Raw genomic sequence first — 24744 nt, forward strand, 5'->3', positions numbered from 1 at the left:
AACCGCTGCCCCGTAAGCGGCGTTTAGTGTTGGAACAGGGACGAACAGAGGGGACAGGGCCGATGGCCGACGATTTCAACGATCCGAAAACGACGGAGCATGTGGCGACCGCCACCGCTGACACGAGTCCAGGCGACACGGGCACAGCCGGCCATGACAAGCCGATGCTGATCAAGCGCGATCCTTTCGGTCTGATCGTGCTGATCCTGGGCGCGGGCGCGGGGTTTTGGGGTCTGCTCGCCTCATTCGGTTCGGGTTGGGGCTTTTGGGATTACACTGTCGGTCTCACCTGGATTCGCTACGCCTTCTTCCTGGCGCTGTTTACGCTGGTGCTCGCCATCGGCGTCTTCATCTGGAGACGCCGAAAGGGAATGCGCACCAAGATGCCGCGCCTGCTGATCGGTGCGGTGAGTGCCGCGATCTTTGCAGGCTATATCGGCTATCAGCTTAGCGTGGCGATGTCGGTGCCGGCGATCCACGACATCTCCACCGATCTCGCCGATCCGCCGCAGTTCACCACGCTGACGCTGCGCGCCGACAATTGGGACGCCATTCCCGGCGCGGACGACAAGGATATGCGCGGGCTTTCGCCCCGTCAGCGCTGGGCACTGCTTCATCAAAAAGCCTATCCCGATATCCGTTCGGTCCGCATCGATATGCCGGTGCCGCAGGTAATCGAGGCAGCAGAACGGCTCGCCACGGATCGCGGCTGGGACATCGTGGCCGCCGATCCCGCGCGCGGTCATATGGAAGCCGTCGCGACGGTATCCGCCTTCCGTTTCAAGGACGATGTCGTGCTTCGCGTGCGGCCCGCCGGGGCGGGGCAGGGATCGATTATCGACATGCGCTCGGTCAGCGAGGTCGGTCAGAGCGATCTGGGTGTGAATGCCGAGCGCGTGCGCAGTTTCCTGTCGGATCTTTCGGGCACCACGACCGCTGCCAGCCGCTGAACCGATGCTGCGGACCGCGAAAGCCATCGTCCGCAGTCTCGTCGTTCTGGCCATTTTGGCGGCGCTCGCCGTGGCCGGTTTCGTTTTCGTGCGGGATCGGCCGCAGGATGTTCCGTGGACACCGCTTGATCTCGGGCAGCCGATCGGTGCCTTTACCCGCCAGAAACTCGTGGCTCTCGGCGATGATTTTCCGCGATGCCGTGCGCTGCTTGACCGTGCGGGGGTAGATTATGCGGTCAAGCCGCCGCGCGGAGAGGGGCAGTGCGTTCAGGAGGACGGCCTGATCCCGGAACCCGGCGGCGCCACCACGGTGCGGTTGCGCCCGGCCTCTGTCGCGCCGAGCTGCCCTGTGGTGAGTGCGCTCGCCATGTGGGAATGGCAGGTGGTGCAGCCTGCCGCGCGCAAATATCTCGGATCGCCGATCGCAGACATCGGGCACTACGGTTCCTATAGCTGCCGCCGGATGTATGGTGCGTCAGAGGGCAAATGGAGCGAGCACGCCACCGGCAACGCGATCGATATCGCCAGCTTCACTACCGAGGATGGGAAGACGGTGAGCGTCCTAGATGACTGGAACGGCGGCACGGAGGATCAGCAGGCTTTCCTGCGCGCCGTACGTGATAGCGCGTGCGATCTGTTCGCCACGGTACTTTCGCCCGATTACAACAGCGCGCACGCGAACCATTTCCATTTCGATCAAGCGAACCGCGGCGGCATGGGGTGGGGTGCCTGCCGTTGAGAGGCCGAACAATACCGCGCGCTATTGCTTGTCACCGCGCAGGTGCGCGGCTATTGGAAGCGGCGTTGCGGGCGTGATGTAGTGGTAGCCTGTCAGCTTCCCATGCTGATCGTGCGGGTTCGATTCCCGCCGCCCGCTCCAGCTTTTTCCGCCAGTTTCACACGCTCCTCAGCTCTCGCCATGCCCGTGATCGATCGGCGTCAGCTTGATCAGCCGTCCGTTCGATCCGTCTTCGAGCACCCAGACCGCACCCTGCGGCCCCTGTGCGAGCGCGCGGACGCGGAATCCCATGTCCCACTGGTCCGCCTTCGACACATCCTGATCGTCCACCTTCAGCCGGATCAGCGTTTCGCCCGATAGCCCGCCCAGCAACAACGAGTCCTGCCATTCCGGAAACAGGCTGCCGGTATAGTAGATCAGGTTTGCGGGCGAGATGGACGGCGTCCAGAATGCTTCCGGCGGTTCATAGCCATCGCCGGGCTTGTGATCTGGGATGTTCGATCCATCATAGTTGACGCCGTTCGACGCATTCGGCCAGCCGTAATTCTTGCCGCGCTTGATGAGGTTGACCTCGTCGCCGCCCTTGGGACCCATCTCGCTTTCCCAGAGGTTGCCGTTGGGCGCAAAGGCCAGGCCTAGGATATTGCGGTGGCCGTAGGACCATATCTGTGCGGACACGCCGCCACGTTCGGCGAAAGGATTGTCTTCCGGAACGGTGCCGTCGGGGTTCAGGCGAAGCACCGAACCAAGATTGTTGGACAGGTCCTGTGCCGGATCCTTCTTCTGGCGCTCACCGGACGAGACGAACATATATTGGCCGTCGGGTGAAAAGGCGATGCGGTGCGAATAATGGCCGCGGCCCGTAACCTTCGGGTCCTGCCGCCAGATCACGCTCAGCCCGTCCAGCGAGCAGGCAAGCGGCTGTGTGCAATTCAGCCTGCCGCGACCGACAACCGCACCGCGGGTATCTCCTTTGCCGGCCTCGATCCAGCTGAGATAGATCATCTTGTCGGCCCGGAAGTTCGGCCCGGTCACGACATCGCCAAGGCCGCCCTGGCCGCCATAATCCACGGTTGGCGCGCCGCTGACGGTCCCGATTTTGCCGGTAAGCACGTCGACGATTTTCAATACGCCCCGTTTCTCGGTCACCAGCAGACGATCATCGGGCAAAAAGCTCATCGCCCAGGGTTCATCGAACTTTGCGACCCCGGTTTCCTCGAACGGGCGTCCCATGCTCTGGCTATTCAGCGGGTCTGCGCTTTGCGTGGCGCTATCGTTCGCCACCGCCTTGTCGTTCGATCCGTTGCAGCCGGCGAGCGACAGGGCGAGCGTGAAGGGAAGGGCGGCGCCAATCATGGAAGCTTTCATCGGAATACCCTGGTCTATTCGAAGGCTTGTAAAAAGCCCGTGGAGTTGGAGACACTAACGCCCCGCGCGCTTTCGCGGTTGCATCGCGCCCGGCACCGATCTATATCCTTGTCCGTTCCCGACATTGCGAAGACGATTGCGGGGCCGCCTCTCCCGGAGAGCGCGGCGGCGACCGGCTTTGCCTGTTCGAACGGAACCATGGAATTATTAGGAGCCGCATGCCCGATCTCGAAGCCCTGACTGCCCTCATCGCCCCCGAAGCCGAAGCTCTGGGATTCGATCTGGTCCGCGTTGCCTGGCTCGGCGGTGACGAGCGCACGCTGCAGGTGATGGCCGAACGGCCCGATACGCGCCAACTCGGCATCGACGATTGCGCCGATCTTTCGCGCCGCCTGTCAGAAAAGTTCGACGCGCTGGAAGAGCAGGGCAAGGACCCGATCGACGGGGCTTACCGGCTCGAGGTCAGCTCGCCCGGGATCGACCGGCCGCTCACCCGCCTCAAGGATTTTTCCGACTGGGCCGGGCATGAGGCGCGGGTGAATCTCACTGTCGGCGTCGATGGCCGCAAGCAGCTGCGCGGCGATCTGATCGGCGTGGAAGACGGCATGGTGGCGATCGAGGACCGCAAGTCCGGAAAGCTGCTGTTCGATCCCGCGCATCTGCACTCGGCCAAGCTAATCCTGACGGACCGGCTGATCGATGCGACGCAGCCGATCGAAACGGACGGCGCGGATGAGATCGTCGAGATCGAGGGCGAGAGCGAAAACTGAGTTTATAATCCGTGCGCCGATGCGCGCGGGATGATAGAACGAAAAGAAAGTCGAAGAGAGAAGACCATGGCCAGCCCGATTTCCGCCAACAAGGCAGAACTGCTCGCGATCGCCAATTCGGTGGCGCAGGAGAAGATGATCGACAAGGCGATCGTCGTCGAAGCGCTCGAGGAAGCGATTCAGCGCGCCGCGCGCTCGCGTTACGGCGCTGAAAACGACATCCGTGCCAAGCTGGATACTAACACCGGCGATCTGCAGCTGTGGCGCGTCGTTGAGGTGGTCGAGGATGTCGAGGACTATTTCAAGGAAGTCGACCTGAAGCAGGCCCAGAAGCTGCAGAAGGATGCTAGCGTCGGCGATTTCATCGTCGATCCGCTGCCGCCGGTCGATCTCGGCCGTATCGATGCGCAGTCGGCCAAGCAGGTGATCTTCCAGAAGGTCCGCGATGCCGAGCGCGAGCGGCAGTATGAAGAGTTCAAGGACCGTGCGGGCGAGATCATTACCGGCGTCGTGAAGTCCGTGGAGTTCGGCCATATCGTGGTCGATCTCGGCCGCGCCGAGGGCGTCATCCGCCGCGATCAGCAGATCCCGCGCGAAATGGTGCGCACCGGCGATCGCATCCGTTCGCTGATCCTGAAGGTGCAGCGCGAAAATCGCGGGCCGCAGATCCTGCTCAGCCGCGCGCATCCCGACTTCATGAAGAAGCTGTTCGCGCAGGAAGTGCCCGAAATCTACGACGGCATCATCGAGATCAAGGCCGCCGCACGCGATCCGGGCAGCCGCGCCAAGATCGGCGTGATCAGCTATGACGGATCGATCGATCCGGTCGGTGCCTGCGTGGGCATGAAGGGCAGCCGCGTGCAGGCTGTCGTGCAGGAAATGCAGGGCGAAAAGATCGACATCATCCCCTGGTCCGAAGACACCGCGACCTTCGTAGTCAATGCGCTGCAGCCGGCCACGGTCAGCCGCGTGGTGATCGACGAAGAAGAGACTCGTATCGAGGTCGTCGTGCCTGACGATCAGCTGTCGCTCGCCATCGGTCGTCGCGGCCAGAATGTGCGCCTTGCCAGCCAGCTGACCGGCCACGGCATCGACATCATGACCGAAGAGGAAAGCTCGGAGAAGCGGCAGAAGGAATTCGCCGAACGCACCGAGATGTTCCAGGAAGAGCTGGACGTCGACGAGACCCTTTCGCAGCTGCTGGTGGCCGAAGGCTTCAGCGAGCTGGAAGAAGTGGCCTATGTCGCGCTGGAAGAAATCTCCGGCATCGGAGGCTTCGACGAAGAGCTGGCCGAGGAGCTGCAAAGCCGCGCGCTGGAAGCGCTGGAGCGCCGCGAGGAAACCGCGCGCGCCGAACGCCGCGAACTGGGCGTCGAGGACGATCTGGCCGAACTGCCGATCCTGACCGAAGGCATGCTGGTGACGCTGGGCAAGGCGGGCATCAAGACGCTCGACGATCTGGCGGACCTCGCCACCGATGAGCTGATCTTCAAGCCGCGCCAGGAACCGCGCCGTTCCAACAGCGATCGCCGCCGCACTGAGGTGAAGCCGGGCATCCTCGCCAGCTACAGCCTCACCGAAGAGCAGGGCAATGAGATCATCATGGCCGCCCGTGCCCATTGGTTCGAGGATGAAGATGAGGGTGTGGCCGCAAACGCCGCGCCCGCAGAAGAAGCGGAGGCCGCCGATGCGGAAGCCTCCCAATGATACGGGCGATGAACGCCTAGATACCGAAGGCACGGGGAAAGGGCGGGGCGCGCATGTTCCCGTCCGCCGCTGCATCCTTTCGGGTGATCGCGCGCCGCAGCATCTGCTGATCCGGCTCGCGGTTTCGCCCGACGGGGAGCTGGCGCCCGATATTCACGCCAAGGCCCCCGGTCGCGGCGCGTGGATCGGCGTGTCCCGCGCCGAGTTGGAGCAAGCGATCGAAAAGGGCCGCATGAAGGGTGCGCTCGCCCGCGCCTTCAAGACCGGCGGTATTACAGTGCCGGACAATCTGCCCGAGTGGATCGATACGCAGCTGCGCCAGGCGACGCTCGATCGGCTCGGCCTGGAGGCGCGTGCGTCCAACCTGCTGACGGGCTCCGAAAAGATTGCCGAGCGCGCGCGCGGCGGCCTTGTCTCTTTGTTGCTCCACAGCTCGGACGCGAAGCCCGATGGAAAGCGCAAGCTGGACCAGGCCTGGCGCGTGGGAATGGACCGTGAGGGAAGCGGTGAAGGCGGAATCGCCTTGCCGGTGGACCGAGAGGCCCTATCTATGGCATTGGGGCGTGAAAATGCGGTCCATGCCGCGATTTTGGGGGAGAAGGCCGCAGCACGCGTCCTGCAACATCTCGCCCGCTGGCTAAATTATACCGGATGCAGTATCGGTGCCGGCCCCGTTGCCGGGACGGACGATGCTGTGACAGATGACGAAGACCTTAGGAAGACTGCTGTTCGATGAGTGAAGAAACCCAAGACAAGCCGAAACTGAGCCGCAAGCCGCTGACCCTGAAGAGGTCGGTCGATGCGGGCCAGGTCGAGCAGCGCTTCAGCCATGGCCGCACGCACAAGGTCGAGGTGGAGGTCAAGCGCAAGAAGCTGGTTGGCAAGCCCGGCCAGGCTGCCGCTGCCGACAAGGCGAAGGAAGAGGCGCTTAATCCGCCGCCCCCGCCGCCGCCCGCCCCCGCTGCGCCCAAGGCTGCTCCGAAGCCCGCGCCGACTCCGGCCCCTGCGCCGCGTCCGGCTCCGATGGACAATCTGACCCGTCAGGAGCGGCAGGCAAAGCTGCTGCGCGAGGCCGAGGAAGCCCGCCTTGCGCAGGCTGAAGAAGCACGCCGCCGTGAGGAAGAGGCCAAGGCCAAGGCGCTGGAAGAAGAACGCCGCCGCGCCGAGGAAAACCGCCTCGCCGAGGAAAAGGCTGCCGCCGAGCCGGCGCCTGCTCCCGAACCGGAGCAGAAAGCGCCGGAAGCCGCTGCGCAGCCTGAGGCCGCGCAGGCCGAAGAAGCGCCCGCCGCCGAAGCGAAGCCCGCTGTGGTTAAAACCACCAGCGACGCCCCGCCGCCGCGCCGGTTCACCCCGGTCGAACGGCCCGAGCGCGCGCCGCGTGTCGAGAAGGAAAAGAAGCCTGCGCGCGGTGCCAAGACCCCGCAGGACGATCGTCGCCGTTCGGGCAAGCTATCGGTCAAGACCGCGCTGAACGAGGACGATGGTGCCCGTGCCCGCTCGCTCGCCGCGCTGAAGCGTGCCCGCGAGAAGGAAAAGCGTGCCCAGATGACGGGCCGCAAGCGCGAGGCTCAGCCCAAGCAGAGCCGTGAAGTCGTGGTGCCGGAAGCGATCACCGTGCAGGAACTCGCCAACCGCATGGCCGAGAAGGGCGCGGATCTGGTGAAGGCGCTGTTCACGATGGACCTGATGGTGACGGTCAATCAGACCATCGATCAGGACACCGCCGAGCTGCTGGTCGAAGAGTTCGGCCACAAGATCAAGCGCGTGTCCGAATCCGATGTCGAGATCGACACCGAGACCGATATCGATCCGGAAGAGACGCTGAAGCCGCGTTCGCCGGTCGTCACGGTCATGGGCCATGTCGATCACGGCAAGACCAGTCTGCTCGACGCCATCCGCGGCGCAAGTGTCGCATCCGGCGAGGCCGGTGGCATTACGCAGCACATCGGCGCCTATCAGGTGAAGACCAAGGGTGGTGACGTGATCACCTTCCTCGATACGCCGGGCCATGAAGCGTTCACCGAAATGCGTGCCCGCGGCGCGAACGTCACCGACATCGTGATCCTGGTGGTCGCGGCGGATGACGGGCTGATGCCGCAGACGATCGAGGCGATCAATCACGCCAAATCGGCCGAAGTGCCGATGATCGTGGCGATCAACAAGGTCGATAAGGAAGGCGCCAACCCCCAGAAGGTGCGCGAGCGCCTGCTGGAGCACGAGGTAATCGTCGAAGATATGGGCGGCGAAGTGCAGGACGTCGAAGTGTCTGCGCTGAAGAAGACCGGTCTCGACGATCTGCTCGAAAAGCTGGCGCTGCAGGCCGAACTGCTCGAACTGAAGGCCCGTCCGGACCGCGATGCCGAGGGCGTCGTGGTGGAAGCCAAGCTCGACAAGGGTCGCGGTGCCGTTGCCACCGTGCTGGTGAAGCGCGGAACGCTGAAGCGTGGCGATACCTTCGTGGTCGGCGGCGAGAGCGGCAAAGTCCGTGCGCTGATCAACGATCAGGGCAAGCAGGTGAAGGAGGCCGGTCCGTCGGTGCCGGTCGAGGTGCTCGGCCTGTCCGGTGTGCCCAATGCAGGCGACATGCTTACCGTGGTCGAGAACGAGCAGCGTGCGCGTGAAGTCGCCACCTATCGTTCCGAACAGGCCCGCAAGCAGCGCACCACGCAGGCGCCGACCTCGCTGGAGAACATGTTCTCGGCCATGGGTGCTGACGCCGCGATCGAATATCCGGTGGTGGTGAAGGCGGACGTGCAGGGCACCGCGCAAGCGATCGTCCAGGCGCTCAACAAGATCTCCACCGACGACATCAAGGTGCGTATCCTGCATCAGGGCGTCGGCGGGATTACGGAGAGCGACGTGACGCTGGCGGCTGCATCGGGTGCGCCGATCATCGGCTTCCATGTCCGGCCAAACGCTAAGGCACGTCAGATTGCCGAACGCGAGAAGATCCGGTTCAAATATTTCGACGTGATCTACGATCTCACCGACGATATCCGCAAGGAAATGGCCGGCGAACTGGGTCCGGAGATCATCGAAACCGTGGTGGGCCGCGCCGAGGTGAAGGAAGTCTTCCCCGCGGGCAAGCGCGACAAGGCGGCGGGTCTGCTCGTCACCGACGGATTCCTGCGCAAGGGTCTGCGTTCGCGCCTTACCCGTCAGGACGTCATTGTATCGAAGACCGTCATCGCCTCGCTGCGCCGCTTCAAGGACGACGTCGCGGAGGTCCGTGCGGGTCTCGAATGCGGCGTGGTGCTGGAAGATACCAACGACATCAAGGCGGGCGACACGCTCGAGGTGTTCGAGGTCGAAGAGCGCGAACGCACGCTTTAAGCTACTCCCTCCCGCCCCGTGCGGGAGGGGGCAGGAGCTTGTTTCATGGCAAAATATAACGACACCAGTCCCGAAGGCCGCTCGATCCGCACGTTGCGGGTCGGTGAGCAGGTGCGTCACATTCTGAGCGAGCTGCTGCAGCGCGGCGATGTGCACGATCCCCGGCTGGACGGCCTCACCATCTCGATTACCGAGGTGCGCATGTCGCCCGATCTGCGCCACGCCACTGTGTTCTTCAAACCGCTGCTCGGCCAGCATGAGGAAGACGTGCACAAGGCGCTGCGCGAACATGCGGGCTATCTCAAGGGCGAAGTCGCCAAGCGTGTGCGCATGAAATATGCCGCAGACCTGAAATTCCTGCCGGACGAAAGCTTCGACGAGGGCGATCATATCGATTCGCTACTGCGCGATCCCAAGGTGGCGCAGGATCTGGACGAGGACGAACCTTCGGAAGATTGAAGGTCCCTTCGCGGACGGCGCAAATTGCGATAGGCCAGTACGCCATGGCCAAGCTTTATTTTTACTACGCCTCGATGAATGCGGGCAAATCCACCACGCTTCTGCAGACTGCGTTCAACTATCAGGAGCGCGGCATGGCGGTGATGCTGTGGACCGCCGCGATCGACGATCGGCCAGGCTTCGGCGCAATCAGCAGCCGGATCGGGCTTTCCAGCGATGCGCATCGCTTCCATGGGGGCACCAATATGTACGACGCGGTGATGCGTCAGCACGGAGAGGAGCGGATTGCCTGCCTCCTGATCGACGAGGCACAGTTCCTGACGGAAGATCAGGTATTTCAATGCGCGCGGCTGGCGGACGAGGAGAATATTCCCGTGCTTTGCTATGGCCTGCGCACTGATTTCCAGGCGCAGCTGTTTCCCGGCGCCGCCGCGCTTCTCGGCATTGCCGATGCGCTCATCGAACTAAAAGCGGTCTGCGAATGCGGGCGCAAGGCGACGATGAACCTGCGCGTGGATGCCGTGGGCAAGGCGGTTCGCGAGGGCGCGCAGACCGAAATCGGCGGTGAGGAGCGCTATGTCGCGCTTTGCCGCCGCCATTTTATGCAACGGCTGCGTGACCCCGTCAGCGCCGGTTCAGCGGTGGCGGGCTAAAGTTCTGTCATGTTCACCCGTTCGATCCCGCTTATCTTTCCCGCCGCGCTCGCCTTGGGCGCGCCGCTTGCCGCTCAATCGCTTCCAGGCGTTTCCGACGAGGAGACGGTGATCGACGTCGGTGCGCGCGGCCTTTCGCAAGTGCTGTTCGGCAAGGGCGACGTCATGTTCGTGCGAAACAACAATCGCTGGTTTCGCGTGGCGCTCAACCATGGGTGCACCAAAGGCAACTTCACCCGGCAGGACCCGGTATCGTTCGACACGTTGCCGAACAACCGCATCGACAAGCTGACGGTCATACGCTTTCCGCGTACGAGCCGCAGTTGCAGCATCGAAAGCATCCGCGCGAGCGAGGCACCGCCGATGATCGACAGCAAATCGCGCGTGCCGATCGATTGATCCGCCGCGCCCGCTGGCCTAGGCGGGCGGTGTGAATGGCTGGCTGATCCTCGACAAACCTTTGGGACTGGGTTCCACGCAAGGCGTGAGCGCGGTGAAACGCGCGCTGACGGCAGGGGGCTATGCCAAGTGCAAGGTGGGCCATGGAGGCACGCTCGATCCGCTGGCGACCGGCGTGCTGCCGATCGCGCTGGGCGAGGCGACCAAGCTGGCTGGACGTATGCTGGATGCCAGCAAGGTCTACGCCTTCACCATCGGTTTCGGCTCAGAGACCGAGACGCTGGATGCGGAAGGGGAGGTGAGCGCGACCAGTGACGTGCGCCCGACTTTTGCCGAGATCGAGGCGGTGCTGCCGCGGTTCACCGGGCCGATCGAGCAGATTCCACCGAAATATTCCGCGCTGAAGATCGACGGAAAACGCGCTTATGATCTGGCGCGCGCGGGTGTCGAGGTGGAGATGAAGACGCGGCGCGTGACCATCGAATCTTTGACCGTAAGTCCTGAGCCTGTCGATGGACGTCTTTCGGACGAGAACCGGGCTTCGACAAGCTCAGCCCTCACGGAGGATGGATCGAGCGAGGATAGGAGAGTGCTGGAATCGATCACCCTCCTCGCCCACGTTTCCAAGGGCACCTACATTCGCTCGCTCGCCCGCGATATCGCGCGCGCCCTTGATACGGTGGGCCACGTCACCATGTTAAGGAGGCTGCGCGCAGGTCCCTTCGCGCTGGATTCCGCGATTTCACTGGACAGGCTGGCCGAACTCGGCCAAGGGGCCGCGCTTGAGGAAGCACTCTTGCCGATCGAGGCGGGGCTGGACGACATCCCGGCTCTCACCCTCACCCCCGGAGAGGCAGAGGCGGTCCGCCAGGGCCGTTTTCTATCCGGGATCGCCGCAGACGACGGTTTGACATGGGCGCGGGGGCCGGATGGCATTCCCGTTGCGCTGGTACAGATCGAAGGCGGAGAGCTCCGCATCGTCCGCGGTTTCAATCTATGATGTTCGAAGGAAGAAAATACACATGTCGATCTCTGCAGAACGCAAGCAGGAAGTCATCAAGGACAACGCCCGCGAAAAGGGCGATACCGGTTCCCCCGAAGTGCAGATCGCGATCCTGACGGAGCGCATCAACAATCTGACCGATCACTTCAAGAGCAACCACAAGGACAACCATTCGCGTCGCGGCCTTCTGGCCATGGTCAACAAGCGTCGCAGCCTGCTGGACTATCTCCGCAAGAAGGACGACCAGCGCTACGCCGATCTGATCAAGAAGCTCGGTCTGCGTAAGTAAGACTACAAGACGGCTCCGCGATGCGGGGCCGTTTTCGTTTATTCCCGAACGAATGGGATGAACGGGGCTCTCCGCAATGAGGCGGATGGCCAAATAGGGGCGTATCAAGGCCCCGATCCGATCCGTACCGGACCCGTGCGGAACAAGAGGCCCCTTCGCGCAATAGGGCGGAAGGGTTCATAAGGAAAATTTATGTTCGATACGAAAAAAGTAGAGCTGGAATGGGGCGGAAAGACCCTCACTCTGGAAACCGGCCGCATCGCCCGTCAGGCAGACGGCGCCGTGCTGGCAACTTACGGCGATACCGTGGTGCTGTGCGCCGTGACCGCCGCCAAGTCGGTGCGCGAAGGGCAGGACTTCTTCCCGCTCACCGTCCACTATCAGGAAAAGTTCTCGGCAGCCGGTCGCATCCCGGGCGGCTTTTTCAAGCGCGAAGGCCGCGCCACGGAAAAGGAGACGCTGACCAGCCGTCTCATCGACCGTCCGGTGCGCCCGCTGTTCCCCGAAGGTTTCTACAACGAAATCAACGTGATCTGTCAGGTCCTGTCTTATGATGGCGAGACCGAGCCCGATATCCTGGCGATGATCGCTTCCTCGGCTGCGCTGACCATTTCCGGCGTGCCTTTCATGGGCCCGATCGGCGGCGCGCGCGTCGGCTATCAGGACGGCGAATATCAGCTGAACCCGAGCATCGCGTCCACCAAGGAAGAAGGCGAACTGGACCTCGTTGTTGCCGCCACCGGCGATGCCGTGATGATGGTGGAATCCGAAGCCAAGGAGCTTTCGGAAGACATCATGCTTGGCGCCGTCATGTTCGCGCATGAGAACATCAAACCGGTCATCAACGCGATCATCGACCTGGCCGAGAAGGCTGCGAAGGAGCCTTGGGAGCTGAAGAGCACCGATGGCAATGACGCGATCAAGGAAGAGCTGCGCGGCATCGTCGGCGACGATATCGCCGCTGCCTACAAGCTGACCGACAAGTCGGAGCGCTCCGCCGCCCTCAATACGGCGCGCGACAAGGCGAAGGCGCATTATGCGGAGGCCGACGGCCAGACGCAGATGACCGCCGGCAAGATGGTCAAGAAGCTGGAAGCCGAGATCGTTCGCGGCGCCATCCTGAAGGACGGCAGCCGTATCGACGGCCGCAAGACCACCGAGATCCGTCCGATCGAGGCGATGGTGCACTTCCTGCCCCGCGCGCATGGTTCGGCGCTGTTCACCCGCGGTGAAACGCAGGCGATCTGCACCACCACGCTGGGCACGAAGGATGCCGAGCAGATGATCGACGGTCTGGAAGGGCTCAGCTATGAGCGCTTCATGCTGCACTATAACTTCCCGCCCTATTCGGTCGGCGAAGTGGGCCGCTTCGGCTTCACCAGCCGCCGCGAGACCGGCCACGGCAAGCTTGCCTGGCGCGCGCTGCACCCGGTGCTGCCGAGCATGGACGAGTTCCCCTACACGATCCGCGTTCTCTCGGACATCACCGAGTCCAACGGTTCGTCCTCGATGGCGACCGTTTGCGGCGGCTCGCTGGCCATGATGGACGCGGGCGTGCCGCTGAAGCGCCCCGTTTCCGGCATCGCCATGGGCCTCATCCTGGAAGGCGAGGACTTCACTGTCCTGTCCGACATCCTGGGTGACGAGGACCATCTGGGTGACATGGACTTCAAGGTGGCCGGTACGGAAGAGGGCATCACCTCGCTCCAGATGGACATCAAGGTCGCCGGCATTACCGAGGAGATCATGAAAACCGCCCTCGCGCAGGCGAAGGACGGCCGTGCCCATATCCTCGGCAAGATGAACGAAGCACTTGGCGGCACCCGTCAGGAACTGTCAGATTACGCTCCGCGGATCGAGACGATGCAGATCGACAAGACCAAGATCCGCGACGTCATCGGCACCGGCGGTAAGGTGATCCGCGAAATCGTGGCGGAAACCGGCGCGAAGGTGGACATCGATGACGACGGCGTCATCAAGATCTCGTCCTCCGACATCAGCCAGATCGAAGCCGCGAAGAAGTGGATCGAAGGCATCGTAGAAGAAGCCGAAGTCGGCAAGATCTACACCGGCAAGGTCGTCAACCTCGTTGATTTCGGTGCGTTCGTGAACTTCATGGGCGGCAAGGACGGTCTCGTCCACGTCTCCGAGATCAAGAACGAGCGCGTGGAAAAGGTCTCCGACGAGCTGTCCGAAGGGCAGGAAGTCAAGGTCAAGGTGCTCGAGATCGATCAGCGCGGCAAGGTTCGCCTGTCGATGCGCGTCGTCGATCAGGAAACCGGCGAAGAGTTGGAAGATACCCGTCCGGCGCGCGAACCGCGCGGCGACCGGGGTGATCGCAAGCCGCGCGGAGACCGTGACGGCGGCGGACGCGGCGAAGGTGGTCGCGGCCGGGGCCGTGGACGCGGTCGCGGTGGACGCGACGGCGGCAAGGACGATGGCGACAAGGGTGATGCCGCTGGCCTTCCCGACTTCATCACCAACGACTGATCGTCGTCCGATCATGAAGTAACGAAGGGGTGCCGGAGCGATCCGGCGCCCTTTTCTTTTGGCCGCAAGCAAGCGCGTGGCGCTCTATCCGCCTTATACCCTTAATCCGCGATACAGGCGCGCGCGCTTACGGCTTGGCGCGGGAAGCTCGGCAGGCTAGGGAACAGCGCCATGACACGCATCATTCTTCGTACCGGCGCGATCGCGCTTTCGACCGTCCTTCTGGCTGGTTGCTCCACGCTGGGCATCGGCGGAAACAAGACGGGCGCGGACACCGCTTATGTCGCGCGCGATGTGGGCACGCTGTACAACGCCGCGAAGGACCGGCTCGACAAGCGCCAGTACAAGGTTGCCGCCGCCCTGTTCGATGAGGTGGAGCGCCAGCATCCCTATTCGCCCTGGGCCCGCCGCGCGCAGCTGATGAGCGCGTTCAGCTATTATATGGATGCCGACTATCCCAAAGCGATCGAGAGCGCGCAGCGCTTCCTTGCGATCCATCCGGGCAACAAAGACGCGGCCTATGCCTATTATCTGATCGGCGTCAGCCACTATGAGCAGATCGCCGATGTCCGCCGCGACCAGAGCACGACCGAGCAGGCTCTCGCCGCGCTGGGCGAAGTGCAGCGCCGCTATCCGAACACGCGCTATGCCGCCGATGCCGCGCTGAAGATCGATCTGGTGAACGATCACCTGGCCGGCAAGGAAATGGAGATCGGCCGCTTCTATGAGCGCCGCAACCAGTGGCTTGCTGCCACGCTGCGCTTCCGCGAAGTGGTCGACAATTATCAGACGACCACGCACGCGCCCGAAGCGCTGTACCGCCTAGTCGAATCCTATCTGTCGCTCGGTATTCCGGAGGAGGCGAAGAAGGCCGCCGCCGTGCTCGGCGCGAACTATCCGGGCAGCAAATGGTATAGCCGCGCCTATGATCTGATGCAGGACAAGGCGCCCAATTACGTCTGATCGGAACGGGAATGCGGACGGATCGCACGGCATTCGTTCGCCTTCTATTCCCCTTGCGCCGCTAAGCCGTTAGAGGCGGGCTTATGCTCACCGGGCTTTCCATCCGCGACGTCGTGCTGATCGAGGCACTCGACCTGGAGTTCGCAGGCGGCCTCAGCGTGCTCACCGGAGAGACCGGCGCAGGTAAGTCCATCCTGCTCGATTCGCTGGGCCTCGCGCTCGGTGCCCGTGCCGACAGCGGCTTGGTGCGCCAGGGGGCCGAACGCGCCAAGGTTACTGCCAGCTTCGCCGCCCCGGAAGCCGGATCGCCGCTCGCCCTGCTGCTGGCAGAGAACGAGATCGAGCATGAGCCGGGCGAACCGCTGGTCATCCGGCGCACGGTGAAGGCCGACGGCGGCAGCCGTGCGCATCTTGCCGATCAACCGGTGAGCGCCGCGCTGCTGCGCGAGGTCGGGCGCTATCTCGTCGAAATCCACGGCCAGCATGACGACCGCGGTTTGCTCAATCCAAAAGGCCACCGCGCGCTGCTCGACGCTTTTGGGCGGTGCGACGGCGGCGCGGTGGCTGCGGCTTGGCGGGACTGGCGCGTGGCGCGCGACCGGCTGGAACAGGCGCGCGCCGAACGCGACGAGGCCGAGCGGGACCGCGAATGGCTCGACCATGCGGTGAGCGAACTGGAAGCGCTCTCGCCCGAAGCGGGTGAGGAACAATCACTGGCCGAAGAACGCGCCTCGATGCAGGCGGGCGAACGCATTGCCGAGGATCTGGACGCAATCCGTGCCGTGTTCGAGGGATCTGACGGCGGCATGGCGCAGCTGCGCGGCGCGGCGCGGCGGCTCGACCGGGTGGCGGAGGGCCACGCGCTGCTCGGGGAAGCGCTGGAATCGCTCGACCGCGCGCTGGCCGAGGCTACCGAGGCGGAAGACAAGTTGAACGATGCGGCCGAAGCGCTGGCGTTCGATCCTGCCCGGCTGGACGCGGTGGAGACGCGGCTGTTCGATCTGCGCGCCATCGCCCGCAAGCATCAGGTGGAGCCGGATGCGCTCCCTGCGCTGCTCGAACAGCTTGCCGCCCGGCTCGATGCGCTGGAGGGCGGGGCGGACAGCATCGCGAAGCTGGAGGCGGCGGAGACGGCCGCGGCGGCTACCTATTCAGAAGCTGCCGACGCGCTGAGCACCCGTCGCTGCGAGGCGGGCGAGCGGCTCGATGCCGCGGTGGCGGGCGAGCTTGCGCCTCTGAAGCTGGATGCCGCGCGTTTTCGGACATCGGTCGAGGACCTGCCGGAAGAGCAATGGGGCGGGCGCGGCAAGGACCGCATCGAATTTCTCATCAGCACCAACCCCGGCGCGCCCTTCGCGCCGCTCGCCAAGATCGCTTCCGGCGGCGAGCTGTCGCGCTTCATTCTGGCGCTGAAGGTGGCGCTTGCCGAAGAGGGCGGGGCGGAGACGATCATTTTCGACGAAATCGACCGCGGCGTGGGCGGCGCGGTGGCCTCCGCGATCGGCGAGCGTCTGAGCCGCCTGTCCGCCAGCCGCCAACTCCTTGCCGTCACCCACAGCCCGCAGGTCGCCGCGACCGGCGCGCACCATTTCTTCATCGCCAAGTCCTCCGACGGCACCGTGACGCGCACGGGCGTGCACCAGCTGGACAGTTCTGAACGCCGCCAGGAAATCGCCCGCATGCTCTCCGGCGCCGAAGTGACGGACGAGGCGAGGGCGCAGGCGGATCGATTGCTGGAAGTCTAGTCCGACAGCGGCAATTTTCCTGTCCTATCGGCAACTGCATGGGCTAATCTTGGCGGCATGACCTTCGCTATTTTTTCGCGCGCCCCTACCCAGCATTCGCCATCGCTTGCGGAAGCCAAAGGGCCCCCCCCGTATGCGGACCCTTGCGACCTTTCAGCAAGATTGTTGCGCGATGGCGCCAAGTCGAATGGGGCGAAGGCATGAGCGATCTGCCCGAATCGGAAGCCGAGGCCGCCAACGAGCTGATGCGGCTGGCGAAGGAGATCGCGAAGCATAACCGGCTCTATCACGCCGAGGATTCGCCGGAGATTTCGGACGCGGACTATGATGCGCTGGTGAAGCGCAACAACGCCATTGAGGCGGCGTTTCCGAATCTGGTGCGGCCGGATAGCCCGAACAGGCAGGTCGGTGCCGCGGTGGCGGGATCTCCGCTGAGCAAGGTGCGGCACGAGGTGCGGCTCTATTCGCTGGACAACGGATTTTCCGATGAGGACATCGCGGACTTTGTAGCGCGGGTGCGTCGGTTTCTCAGCCTATCGGAAGACGAGCCGCTCTGCCTGACGGCGGAGGACAAGATCGACGGGCTGTCGCTCTCGATCCGTTATGAAGACCGCAAGCTCGTCCGCGCCGCCACGCGAGGGGACGGGCAGGTCGGCGAGGATGTGACGCCCAATGCGCTGACGATCGCGGACATTCCGCAGGCGCTCCCAAACGATGCGCCCGAATTGTTCGAGGTGCGCGGCGAAGTTTACATGTCCAAGGACGCCTTTGCCGATCTCAACGCCGCGCAGGAAGCGGCGGGCGAAAAGATCTTCGCCAACCCGCGCAACGCCGCCGCCGGATCGCTGCGGCAGAAGGATGCGCGCGTTACCGAGGCGCGGCCGCTGCGCTTTCTGGCCCATGGCTGGGGCGATCACAGCGCGGTGCCGGGCGACACGCAGACCGATGTGATGAATGCCATCGCCAGTTGGGGCTTTCCGCTTTCCGAACATCTCAAACGCTTCGCCGATGTCTCGGAGCTTCTCGAACATTATCGCAGCATCGAGGCGCAACGCGCTGATATGCCTTATGATATCGACGGCGTGGTCTACAAGGTGGACCGGCTGGACTGGCAGCAACGTCTGGGCTTCGTCGCCAAAGCGCCACGCTGGGCCATCGCGCACAAATTCCCCGCCGAGAAGGCGGAAACGACGCTGGAGGCGATCGACATCCAGGTCGGGCGCACCGGAAAGCTGACGCCGGTCGGGCGGTTGAAGCCAGTGACGGTCGGCGGTGTGGTCGTCTCCAACGTCACGCTGCATAATCGGGACGAGATCGAGCGGCTGGGCGTGCGCCCCGGCGACCGCGTGCGCATCCAGCGCGCGGGCGATGTCATCCCGCAGGTTGTCGAGAACCTGACGCGCGAGGAGCAGCGTCCCGTCTTTCACTTCCCCGAAACTTGCCCCGAATGCGGGTCCGAGGCGGTGGCCGAGGAAGGCGAGGTCGATGTGCGCTGCACGGGCGGGCTGATCTGCCCGGCGCAGCGCTATCAGCGGCTCATCCACTTCGTCTCGCGCGGCGCGCTCGACATCGACGGGCTGGGCGAAAAGAGCATCGCGGAATTTCTGGAAGCCGGGCTGATCCACAGCCCCGCCGATATCTTTCGCCTGAGCAAACACCGCGCTGACATATTGGCGCGCGAGGGCTGGCAGGAGAAGTCGGTCGACAATCTGGTCGCCGCGATCGAGGCGAAGAGGAAGCCCGATGCTGCGCGGCTGCTATTCGGACTCGGCATCCGCCATGTCGGCTCGGTCACCGCGCGCGACCTGCTGAAAGGTCTCGGGAAGCTCGAAAGACTGCCGGGTAAGGCGCTGGAAATATACGACTACCGTGAGGCCAACCCCCAGATGGAGGCCGAGAGCGACGGCAAATACAAGTCGCGCATGGACGAAAAAGTGAAAAGCATTCTTGAGGTGCAGACAGACGGGATCGGTGTCGCCGTCGGCTTCGCGCTGGCCGACTTCTTCCATGAGAAGCACAATCGCGACGCGTGGGACGATTTGATGCGAGAGGTCGATCCCGAACCCTTCGTGGTGGAAACCCGCGAAAGCGAGGTCGCAGGCAAAACGGTGGTGTTCACCGGCAAACTGGAGACGATGAGCCGCGACGAAGCCAAAGCGCAGGCTGAACGGCTGGGCGCCAAGGCGGCAGGTTCGGTCAGCGCCAAGACCGATCTGCTGGTGGCAGGGCCGGGCGCGGGATCGAAGATGAAGAAGGCGCAGGAGCTCGGAATCGAAGTGATCGACGAGGCCGGATGGGCGGCGATCGTCGAGCGGGCGGGGTGAGTCATAATCGACGTCATTGCGAGCGCAGCGAAGCAATCCAGGGCGGCTTCAGTGCTGCGGCCGCTCTGGATTGCCGCGTCGCCTCCGGCTCCTCGCAATGACGTAGGATTGTCCGTTCGGCCGGAGCCCGTCAAACGGTCGTCCTACCGCTGCAAAACCATTAAAAAACAATGCGGTGCTTCGAAAAGTTCTGCAAGGGCGGGCTTCAGTTCCTTGGTGGAAACCAGCGCATGACGCCGCCCGCGATCGGCGTCCAGATGCCCACCCGAACGCCCGCCTCTCGCAGCATGCGGCCAGTCCAGCTGTTGCAGCTATTGAGCGCGCTGTAGCGCCCGTGCGCGGCGTAGAAGGCGTCGGCGGGGCCATAACCGAAACTGGGGACCGCGCGGCCGTCCGGACCGGTTTCAAATTGCGCGCGGACCGCTGCGGCGAGACGAAAATATTGCTCGTCGGTTAGCGTCACGCGGCGGCGATAAGGCTGCGGACCCGGCCGATAGAGGAAATCGACATGCATCAGCGTCTCGTCCGATCCCGTGGCTGCGTTCCAGGCGATGGCGGGGGTCAAGTCCGCCCAGGTCTCGGTCTCCCGGTAGAAGCGCGCCTCGCCCCAGGCGATCAGGACATGGGTGCTGTAATAGCGCGGATCGCGAATGTCGGAGGGGCGCAGCAGATCGCGCCAGTCGGCGACGTCGTTTGCCATCGGCATGATGATGCCGGTGTGGACGCCGTTCGTCTCCACCCAGATGGTGATGCCGTTTTCGGGCTCCCGCCAGCCCGGATTGGCGGCGACGAGCGATCCGGCCAGCGCGGCAGCGAAATAGAGACCGATTGCCAGCAGCAGCCAGCCGATCAGGGCCCTGATCGCGCGCCCGGGAGCCGAACGCGTGCCTGTTTCGTTTTTCGGGCTCATCATGCTAGGATCGTCGCATGAACGCAGAAAGTCACGTCTTCGAAACGCCGCCCGAGGGCGCCGCGCCCGATTGGACCATTCCGCAGGGCTGGGATGCCTATACGGCGGAAGAGCATGCCACCTGGGACAAGCTGTTCGCTCGCCAGCGCGAAATGCTGCCGGGGCGCGCCTCGGCCGAGTTTCTGAAAGGGCTCGACGTGCTGCAGCTTTCGAAGCCTGGCATTCCCGATTTCGACGAGCTGAACGAGCGTCTGATGAACGCCACAGGCTGGAAAGTGGTGGCGGTGCCCGGCCTGGTGCCGGACGATGTGTTCTTCGATCATCTCGCCAACCGCCGCTTCGTTTCGGGCAATTTCATCCGCCGGCCGGATCAGCTCGATTATCTGCAAGAGCCAGATATTTTTCATGACGTGTTCGGGCATGTCCCGATGCTCGCCGATCCCACCTTTGCCGACTATATGGCGGCCTATGGCCGGGGCGGGAAGCGCGCGCTGGAACTGGGCGCGCTGGAGAAGCTGGCGCGGCTCTATTGGTATACGGTGGAGTTCGGGCTGGTGCGCGAAGATGACGGCCTGCGCATTTATGGCGCTGGCATCGTCTCCAGCTATGGCGAGAGCGAGTTCGCGCTGGACAGCGACAGCCCGAACCGCATCGGTTTCGATCTGGAGCGGGTGATGCGGACCAAATATCGCATTGACGATTATCAGCAGAATTATTTCGTGATCGATAGCTTCGAGAGTTTGCTGAAAACCACCGTCGAGACCGATTTCGCGCCGGTGTACGAACGGCTGGCGGACAAGCCGACGATCGAGGTGGCCGAGCTGGTGGAGGGCGACGACGTTCTCACCAACGGCACGCAGTCCTACGCCATGGCGAAGGAGCTGGAAGCCGCGCGCGACGCCTGATCTACCACTCGCCGGTGCCGGTAGGCGCCTCCCGCGCGCCGCGGGCCTTGCGGCGGAAACCGTGGCGACGGCGTTTTTTCAGAACGAGCGTGGGCCAGTTTTCACGCTCGCGTCGTTCCGCCAGCCTGTAGCCCTGACGGCGATAGGCGGCAGCCACGCGGTCCGCCTGATCGCTCATCAGTCCGGCGAGGACCAGCGTGCCGCCCTCCGCCTGGATCGCAGCGAGATCGGGGGCGAGCGCGATCAGCGGGCCGGCAAGGATGTTGGCAATCACGAGATCATAGGGCGCACGCCGCCGGATCAGCGGATGATCGGCGCCCGGCGCGGTAAGCAGCGTCATGTCGCCGGCAGCGCGGCCGGTGGCAATGCCGTTAAGTTCAGCGAATTCGGCAGCAAGTTCGACCGCGACCGGATCGATATCGCTCGCCACGATCCGCGCGCGCGGCCAGAGATGCGCGGCGGCGAAAGCGAGCAGGCCTGTGCCGGTTCCGATATCGGCGACGCGCGAAAAACGTGCGCCGGAGCTGCACAGATCGTCGAGTGCGGACAGGCAGCCGAAGGTGGTCGGGTGATGCCCGGTCCCGAACGCGCGGCTGGCGTCGATACGAAGGTCGATCAGCGAAGGATCGTCCGGCGGCGCCTCACCGCTCAAGCGCACATAGAAGCGCCCCACGGTGAACGGATCGAGGCCGGACTGGCTGGCGGTGACCCAGTCTTCATCGCCCAGTTGCTCGATCTCGGCCTCGGCATCTCCTGCGCTGGGGATCAGCGCGCGGATCGCATCGGCGGCGTGCGCGTCCGGCTCTTCCTCAAAATAGGCCTCCACGATCCACTCGCTGCTGTCTTCCGCGCGCTCGCGCGTCACCAGCACCGGCGAGGGATCGACATCGAGGAACGCCGCGACATCGCCCTCCAGCGCTTCCGCTTCGGCGCGGGTACAGGGCAGGGATAGCTTATAACTGGCCATGATCGGATCAGCGAACGAAGCTTGCGCCGTTCGCGTCGATGACCGCGCCGGTCATGGACGGCGGCGCGTCGACAGCGCAGAATTTCACGATTTCGGCAATTTCTGATGTTTCGGCGACGCGGCCGAGCGGGATGTCCTTCAGAAGCTCCGGCCCGCCACGACTGGCGAGATAGTCCTGGGCCATGCCGGTCATGGTGAAACCGGGGCAGATGGAAAAGGCAAGAATTCCATCGGTACCATAGCCCCGCGCGATCGATTTGGTCATCGCCACCATTCCGGCCTTAGACGCGGCATAATGCCAATGGGCCGGGCTGTCGCCGCGATAGGCCGCGCGGCTGGCGACATTGACGATGCGCCCGCCACGCCCGGTTTCCTGCCAATGGCGAACGGCATAGCGGCACAGCTCCGCGGAGGCGGTGAGGTTGATCCGCATTGTCTGCTCCCATCCGTCGAGCCATTCAATGTCAGAACGATCGATCGGATTGGGTTCAAAGATACCGGCGTTGTTGACGAGGACGTCGATGCGCCCGTCTAGCCTCTCCAGCGCAGCGTTCCAGAGAGCCTCGGCGGCGCCGGGCAGGGAAAGGTCCGCGCCGATCAGGTTGCCGCGCGCGCTGCTGGCGTGACCGACGATGCGCGTGCCTGCGATATCGAGGGTCTCGAAGATCGCTTTGCCGATGCCGCGGCTCGCGCCGGTGAGAAGGATGTGTGACTGCTTTTCCATGTCCGCCACTTAGGCGGGCCGGACGAGAAGGAAAAGGGCGCGGCGGATTTAGGCCACAGCACTGTCCCGCGCGGTTCAGCCCTGTGCGAAACGCATCACGAAATCGTCTGCGGCCCCATCGAGCTGCGAAAGGTGGCGATCCATTTCGGAGAAGGCCTGGCTCACCCGGTCAATCTCATCAGTCACATTTTCGCTGTCCCGGCGGATCGAAGCGATGGTGCTGGACATCGAATCGGCGGCCAGCGCGGTCTCGTCGACGGCGCTGGTGATCATAGTCACCGTCTGCGCCTGCATTTCCATGGCCTGACGGATGCGCTCTGCCGAGGATTTTACCTCGCCCACCGTTGAGCGGATCGAACCGTTCATTTCGACGGTGCGCGAGGTGGCGGTCTGGATAGCGCTGATTTTCTTGTCGATCTCATCGGTGGCCTTGGCGGTCTGGTTGGCCAGGCTCTTCACCTCTTGCGCTACCACCGCGAAACCGCGTCCAGCCTCGCCCGCACGTGCTGCCTCGATGGTGGCGTTGAGCGCAAGGAGATTGGTCTGCCCGGCAATATCGCGGATCAGGCCGAGGATCGATTCGATCGATTGTGTATGGGCCGAAAGCTCGGCACTGACATTCACAGCATCTTCGGATTGCTGGGCAGCGCGCGAGGTAATCTCCACGGATTGTTCCACCTCTTCGCGCGCCTCTTCGATCGCCCGGATCAGGCCGGCGGCGGTCTGTGCCGCTTCGCGCATCGCGACGGCAGACTGTTCGGACGCCGCAGCTACTTCGGACGATTTACCGAGCATGGAATGGGCCGAGTTCTTTGCTTGAGAAGCGGTGCCGATCACATTCTTGCTATAATCACCTGCCTGCCGCACGGTCGATTCGACCTGTTCCCGGAACAGGGACAGCATTCGGGCCTGTTCGTTGTTTTGTTCGATCGTCCGCGCGGCATGGCCGAAGCTGGCAACAACCTCAAACTCCATGCTGCTCAACAGATAAAGGGTATAAGCCGCCCGGGAAAAGCGGTCTATGTCTCCTCCGCAGCCATTTTTCACAACGTCGAGCACGCAGCGATGAGCTGCCGTCATTCCCGCAGAAATTCTGATCGGGTCGATGGAACTACTGACAGCGTGGACCACATATTGGCGCAGAAAGCCAACCCAACCGGGCTCAAACGGGCCACTATATTTTGACCTGATGTGGCCGATGATGAAAGAAATCAGCTCGTCCTTCCGCTCCTCGGAAAGCCCGGCTGCTACCGGATTGTCGAGCCGGAATTCTTCCCAGAACGCCGCGGCGGCGGCGCGTTCGTGCCCTTGGATCAGGCTCCAGATATCCTTCGCGTCCTCAGCAAGCCGGGCGTCCGATCCCAGCCTTACCAATCTGGAAACCAAAGAATTCTGCAGCTCGTCGAGATGAACATTACCAGTGTTTTTCAACAATTTTCAATCCTTCGGAGCAGCCGGCCGATCGCTCGGCATTCGCGTGATGCGGCCATATCTCTATATTGGTAAACATGCCGCTAACGGTGCCAAAACCGCGCGCGCCAGGTTGCATCGGCCTGCGGTTCGGCTAGAAGGCGGGCCAAATTACAGCTTGTCTCTTGAAGGAGCCTTTATGGCCGGGGCCAATCGTCCGCTCTCTCCGCATCTACAGATTTGGAAATGGGGACCGCACATGGCGGCCTCGATCGCGCATCGCGCGACGGGGACGATCCTCGCGCTCGTCGGCATTCCCACCCTGGTATGGTGGCTGCTGGCTGCCTCGTCCGGTCCGGAAGCCTATCAGACCTTCAGCACCTGGGTGATCGACGCGGGCGATGCCGGCGGCCTGGCCGCGGTCACCACTTTCCTGTTCAAGCTGGCGGCGATCCTGGTCGCCTGGGCGTTCTTTCAGCACATGCTTTCGGGCCTGCGCCATCTGGTGATGGATCTGGGCGCGGGATATGAGTTGAAGGCGAACCGCACCGCCGCGATCCTGACCTTTGTCGGATCGATCCTTCTGACATTGTTGCTCATCGTATTCGTTGCGATGCGCGGGCTGGGGAGCTGAAC

The 24744-nt window shown here is 63.5% G+C and carries 22 protein-coding genes and 1 tRNA gene; 18 read left to right on the forward strand and 5 right to left on the reverse strand.

What is annotated here, in order from left to right:
• The first annotated feature begins 62 nt into the window (after positions 1 to 62).
• The 3 genes from I6A82_RS07065 (at position 63) to I6A82_RS07075 (ending at position 1830) form a co-directional block, all read left to right on the forward strand.
• Positions 63 to 950 carry a DUF1499 domain-containing protein gene (locus I6A82_RS07065; RefSeq protein ID WP_198094283.1) on the forward strand — a complete coding sequence of 296 codons (888 nt, stop codon included), beginning with the start codon at positions 63 to 65 and terminating at the stop codon, positions 948 to 950.
• 7 nt (positions 951 to 957) lie between these two features.
• Positions 958 to 1689 carry an extensin-like domain-containing protein gene (locus I6A82_RS07070; protein ID WP_442945121.1) on the forward strand — a complete coding sequence of 244 codons (732 nt, stop codon included), beginning with the start codon at positions 958 to 960 and terminating at the stop codon, positions 1687 to 1689.
• A gap of 67 nt (positions 1690 to 1756) precedes the next feature.
• A tRNA-Gly gene (locus I6A82_RS07075) sits at positions 1757 to 1830 on the forward strand.
• 27 nt (positions 1831 to 1857) lie between these two features.
• Here the strand turns inward: I6A82_RS07075 and I6A82_RS07080 are convergent.
• Positions 1858 to 3057 (reverse strand): PQQ-dependent sugar dehydrogenase, encoded by a 1200-nt coding sequence (locus I6A82_RS07080; RefSeq protein WP_198094285.1) that lies wholly within the window; start codon positions 3055 to 3057, stop codon positions 1858 to 1860.
• Between the two features lie 218 nt (positions 3058 to 3275).
• Here I6A82_RS07080 and rimP point away from each other — a divergent pair, with 218 nt between their 5' ends.
• The 13 genes from rimP (at position 3276) to ligA (ending at position 19192) form a co-directional block, all read left to right on the forward strand.
• A complete protein-coding gene (gene rimP / locus I6A82_RS07085; protein WP_198094286.1) occupies positions 3276 to 3827 on the forward strand; it encodes a ribosome maturation protein RimP in 552 nt (183 codons plus the stop codon).
• A gap of 66 nt (positions 3828 to 3893) precedes the next feature.
• Positions 3894 to 5534, forward strand: a complete 1641-nt coding sequence (gene nusA, locus I6A82_RS07090) for a transcription termination factor NusA (protein ID WP_198094287.1) — start codon at positions 3894 to 3896, stop codon at positions 5532 to 5534.
• Positions 5515 to 6270, forward strand: a complete 756-nt coding sequence (locus I6A82_RS07095; RefSeq protein WP_198094288.1) for a DUF448 domain-containing protein — start codon at positions 5515 to 5517, stop codon at positions 6268 to 6270. Before nusA ends, I6A82_RS07095 begins: the two co-directional genes overlap by 20 nt.
• On the forward strand, positions 6267 to 8867 hold the full coding sequence (gene infB / locus I6A82_RS07100; RefSeq protein WP_198094289.1) for a translation initiation factor IF-2: 2601 nt from the start codon (positions 6267 to 6269) through the stop codon (positions 8865 to 8867). The genes I6A82_RS07095 and infB overlap by 4 nt, the downstream gene beginning before the upstream one ends.
• 45 nt (positions 8868 to 8912) lie before the next feature.
• Positions 8913 to 9326, forward strand: coding sequence for a 30S ribosome-binding factor RbfA (gene rbfA, locus I6A82_RS07105; RefSeq protein WP_187335740.1), 414 nt, complete (start codon positions 8913 to 8915; stop codon positions 9324 to 9326).
• Positions 9327 to 9370: 44 nt separating this feature from the next.
• Positions 9371 to 9979 carry a thymidine kinase gene (locus I6A82_RS07110; protein ID WP_198094290.1) on the forward strand — a complete coding sequence of 203 codons (609 nt, stop codon included), beginning with the start codon at positions 9371 to 9373 and terminating at the stop codon, positions 9977 to 9979.
• 9 nt (positions 9980 to 9988) lie between these two features.
• Positions 9989 to 10378 (forward strand): hypothetical protein, encoded by a 390-nt coding sequence (locus I6A82_RS07115; RefSeq protein ID WP_198094291.1) that lies wholly within the window; start codon positions 9989 to 9991, stop codon positions 10376 to 10378.
• A 31-nt stretch (positions 10379 to 10409) separates the two neighbouring features.
• The gene (gene truB / locus I6A82_RS07120; RefSeq protein ID WP_198094292.1) at positions 10410 to 11378 is read left to right on the forward strand and encodes a tRNA pseudouridine(55) synthase TruB; all 969 of its coding nucleotides are present in this window, start codon (positions 10410 to 10412) and stop codon (positions 11376 to 11378) included.
• 22 nt (positions 11379 to 11400) lie between these two features.
• Positions 11401 to 11670, forward strand: a complete 270-nt coding sequence (gene rpsO / locus I6A82_RS07125; protein WP_187335744.1) for a 30S ribosomal protein S15 — start codon at positions 11401 to 11403, stop codon at positions 11668 to 11670.
• 192 nt (positions 11671 to 11862) lie between these two features.
• Entirely contained in the window at positions 11863 to 14160 is a 2298-nt protein-coding gene (gene pnp / locus I6A82_RS07130; protein ID WP_187335745.1) for a polyribonucleotide nucleotidyltransferase, read from the forward strand.
• 171 nt (positions 14161 to 14331) lie between these two features.
• Positions 14332 to 15123, forward strand: a complete 792-nt coding sequence (locus I6A82_RS07135) for an outer membrane protein assembly factor BamD (protein WP_187335746.1) — start codon at positions 14332 to 14334, stop codon at positions 15121 to 15123.
• Between the two features lie 83 nt (positions 15124 to 15206).
• On the forward strand, positions 15207 to 16868 hold the full coding sequence (gene recN / locus I6A82_RS07140) for a DNA repair protein RecN (RefSeq protein WP_198094293.1): 1662 nt from the start codon (positions 15207 to 15209) through the stop codon (positions 16866 to 16868).
• 200 nt (positions 16869 to 17068) lie between these two features.
• Complete coding sequence (ligA, locus tag I6A82_RS07145) at positions 17069 to 19192, forward strand: NAD-dependent DNA ligase LigA (protein WP_198094294.1); 2124 nt, start codon at positions 17069 to 17071, stop codon at positions 19190 to 19192.
• 205 nt (positions 19193 to 19397) lie between these two features.
• Here the strand turns inward: ligA and I6A82_RS07150 are convergent, their stop codons facing one another.
• Positions 19398 to 20105 carry a TIGR02117 family protein gene (locus tag I6A82_RS07150; RefSeq protein WP_232343339.1) on the reverse strand — a complete coding sequence of 236 codons (708 nt, stop codon included), beginning with the start codon at positions 20103 to 20105 and terminating at the stop codon, positions 19398 to 19400.
• A gap of 14 nt (positions 20106 to 20119) precedes the next feature.
• Between I6A82_RS07150 and phhA the strand changes: the two genes are divergently transcribed.
• Entirely contained in the window at positions 20120 to 21007 is an 888-nt protein-coding gene (gene phhA / locus I6A82_RS07155; RefSeq protein ID WP_198094295.1) for a phenylalanine 4-monooxygenase, read from the forward strand.
• A 1-nt stretch (position 21008) separates the two neighbouring features.
• Here phhA and I6A82_RS07160 read toward each other — a convergent pair whose 3' ends face one another.
• The 3 genes from I6A82_RS07160 to I6A82_RS07170 all read right to left on the reverse strand — a co-directional run bounded on the left by I6A82_RS07160 (position 21009) and on the right by I6A82_RS07170 (position 24129).
• Positions 21009 to 21974 (reverse strand): 50S ribosomal protein L11 methyltransferase, encoded by a 966-nt coding sequence (locus I6A82_RS07160; protein WP_198094296.1) that lies wholly within the window; start codon positions 21972 to 21974, stop codon positions 21009 to 21011.
• Between the two features lie 7 nt (positions 21975 to 21981).
• On the reverse strand, positions 21982 to 22698 hold the full coding sequence (locus tag I6A82_RS07165; protein ID WP_198094297.1) for an SDR family NAD(P)-dependent oxidoreductase: 717 nt from the start codon (positions 22696 to 22698) through the stop codon (positions 21982 to 21984).
• A 75-nt stretch (positions 22699 to 22773) separates the two neighbouring features.
• Complete coding sequence (locus tag I6A82_RS07170; RefSeq protein ID WP_232343340.1) at positions 22774 to 24129, reverse strand: methyl-accepting chemotaxis protein; 1356 nt, start codon at positions 24127 to 24129, stop codon at positions 22774 to 22776.
• A 178-nt stretch (positions 24130 to 24307) separates the two neighbouring features.
• On the opposite strand from I6A82_RS07170, the gene sdhC reads away from it, so the two are divergent.
• Positions 24308 to 24742 (forward strand): succinate dehydrogenase, cytochrome b556 subunit, encoded by a 435-nt coding sequence (gene sdhC, locus I6A82_RS07175; RefSeq protein WP_187335752.1) that lies wholly within the window; start codon positions 24308 to 24310, stop codon positions 24740 to 24742.
• The last annotated feature ends 2 nt before the right edge of the window (positions 24743 to 24744 follow it).

Origin of the sequence: Novosphingopyxis sp. YJ-S2-01 (assembly GCF_016093175.1) — a bacterium.
Classification (GTDB): domain Bacteria; phylum Pseudomonadota; class Alphaproteobacteria; order Sphingomonadales; family Sphingomonadaceae; genus Novosphingopyxis; species Novosphingopyxis iocasae.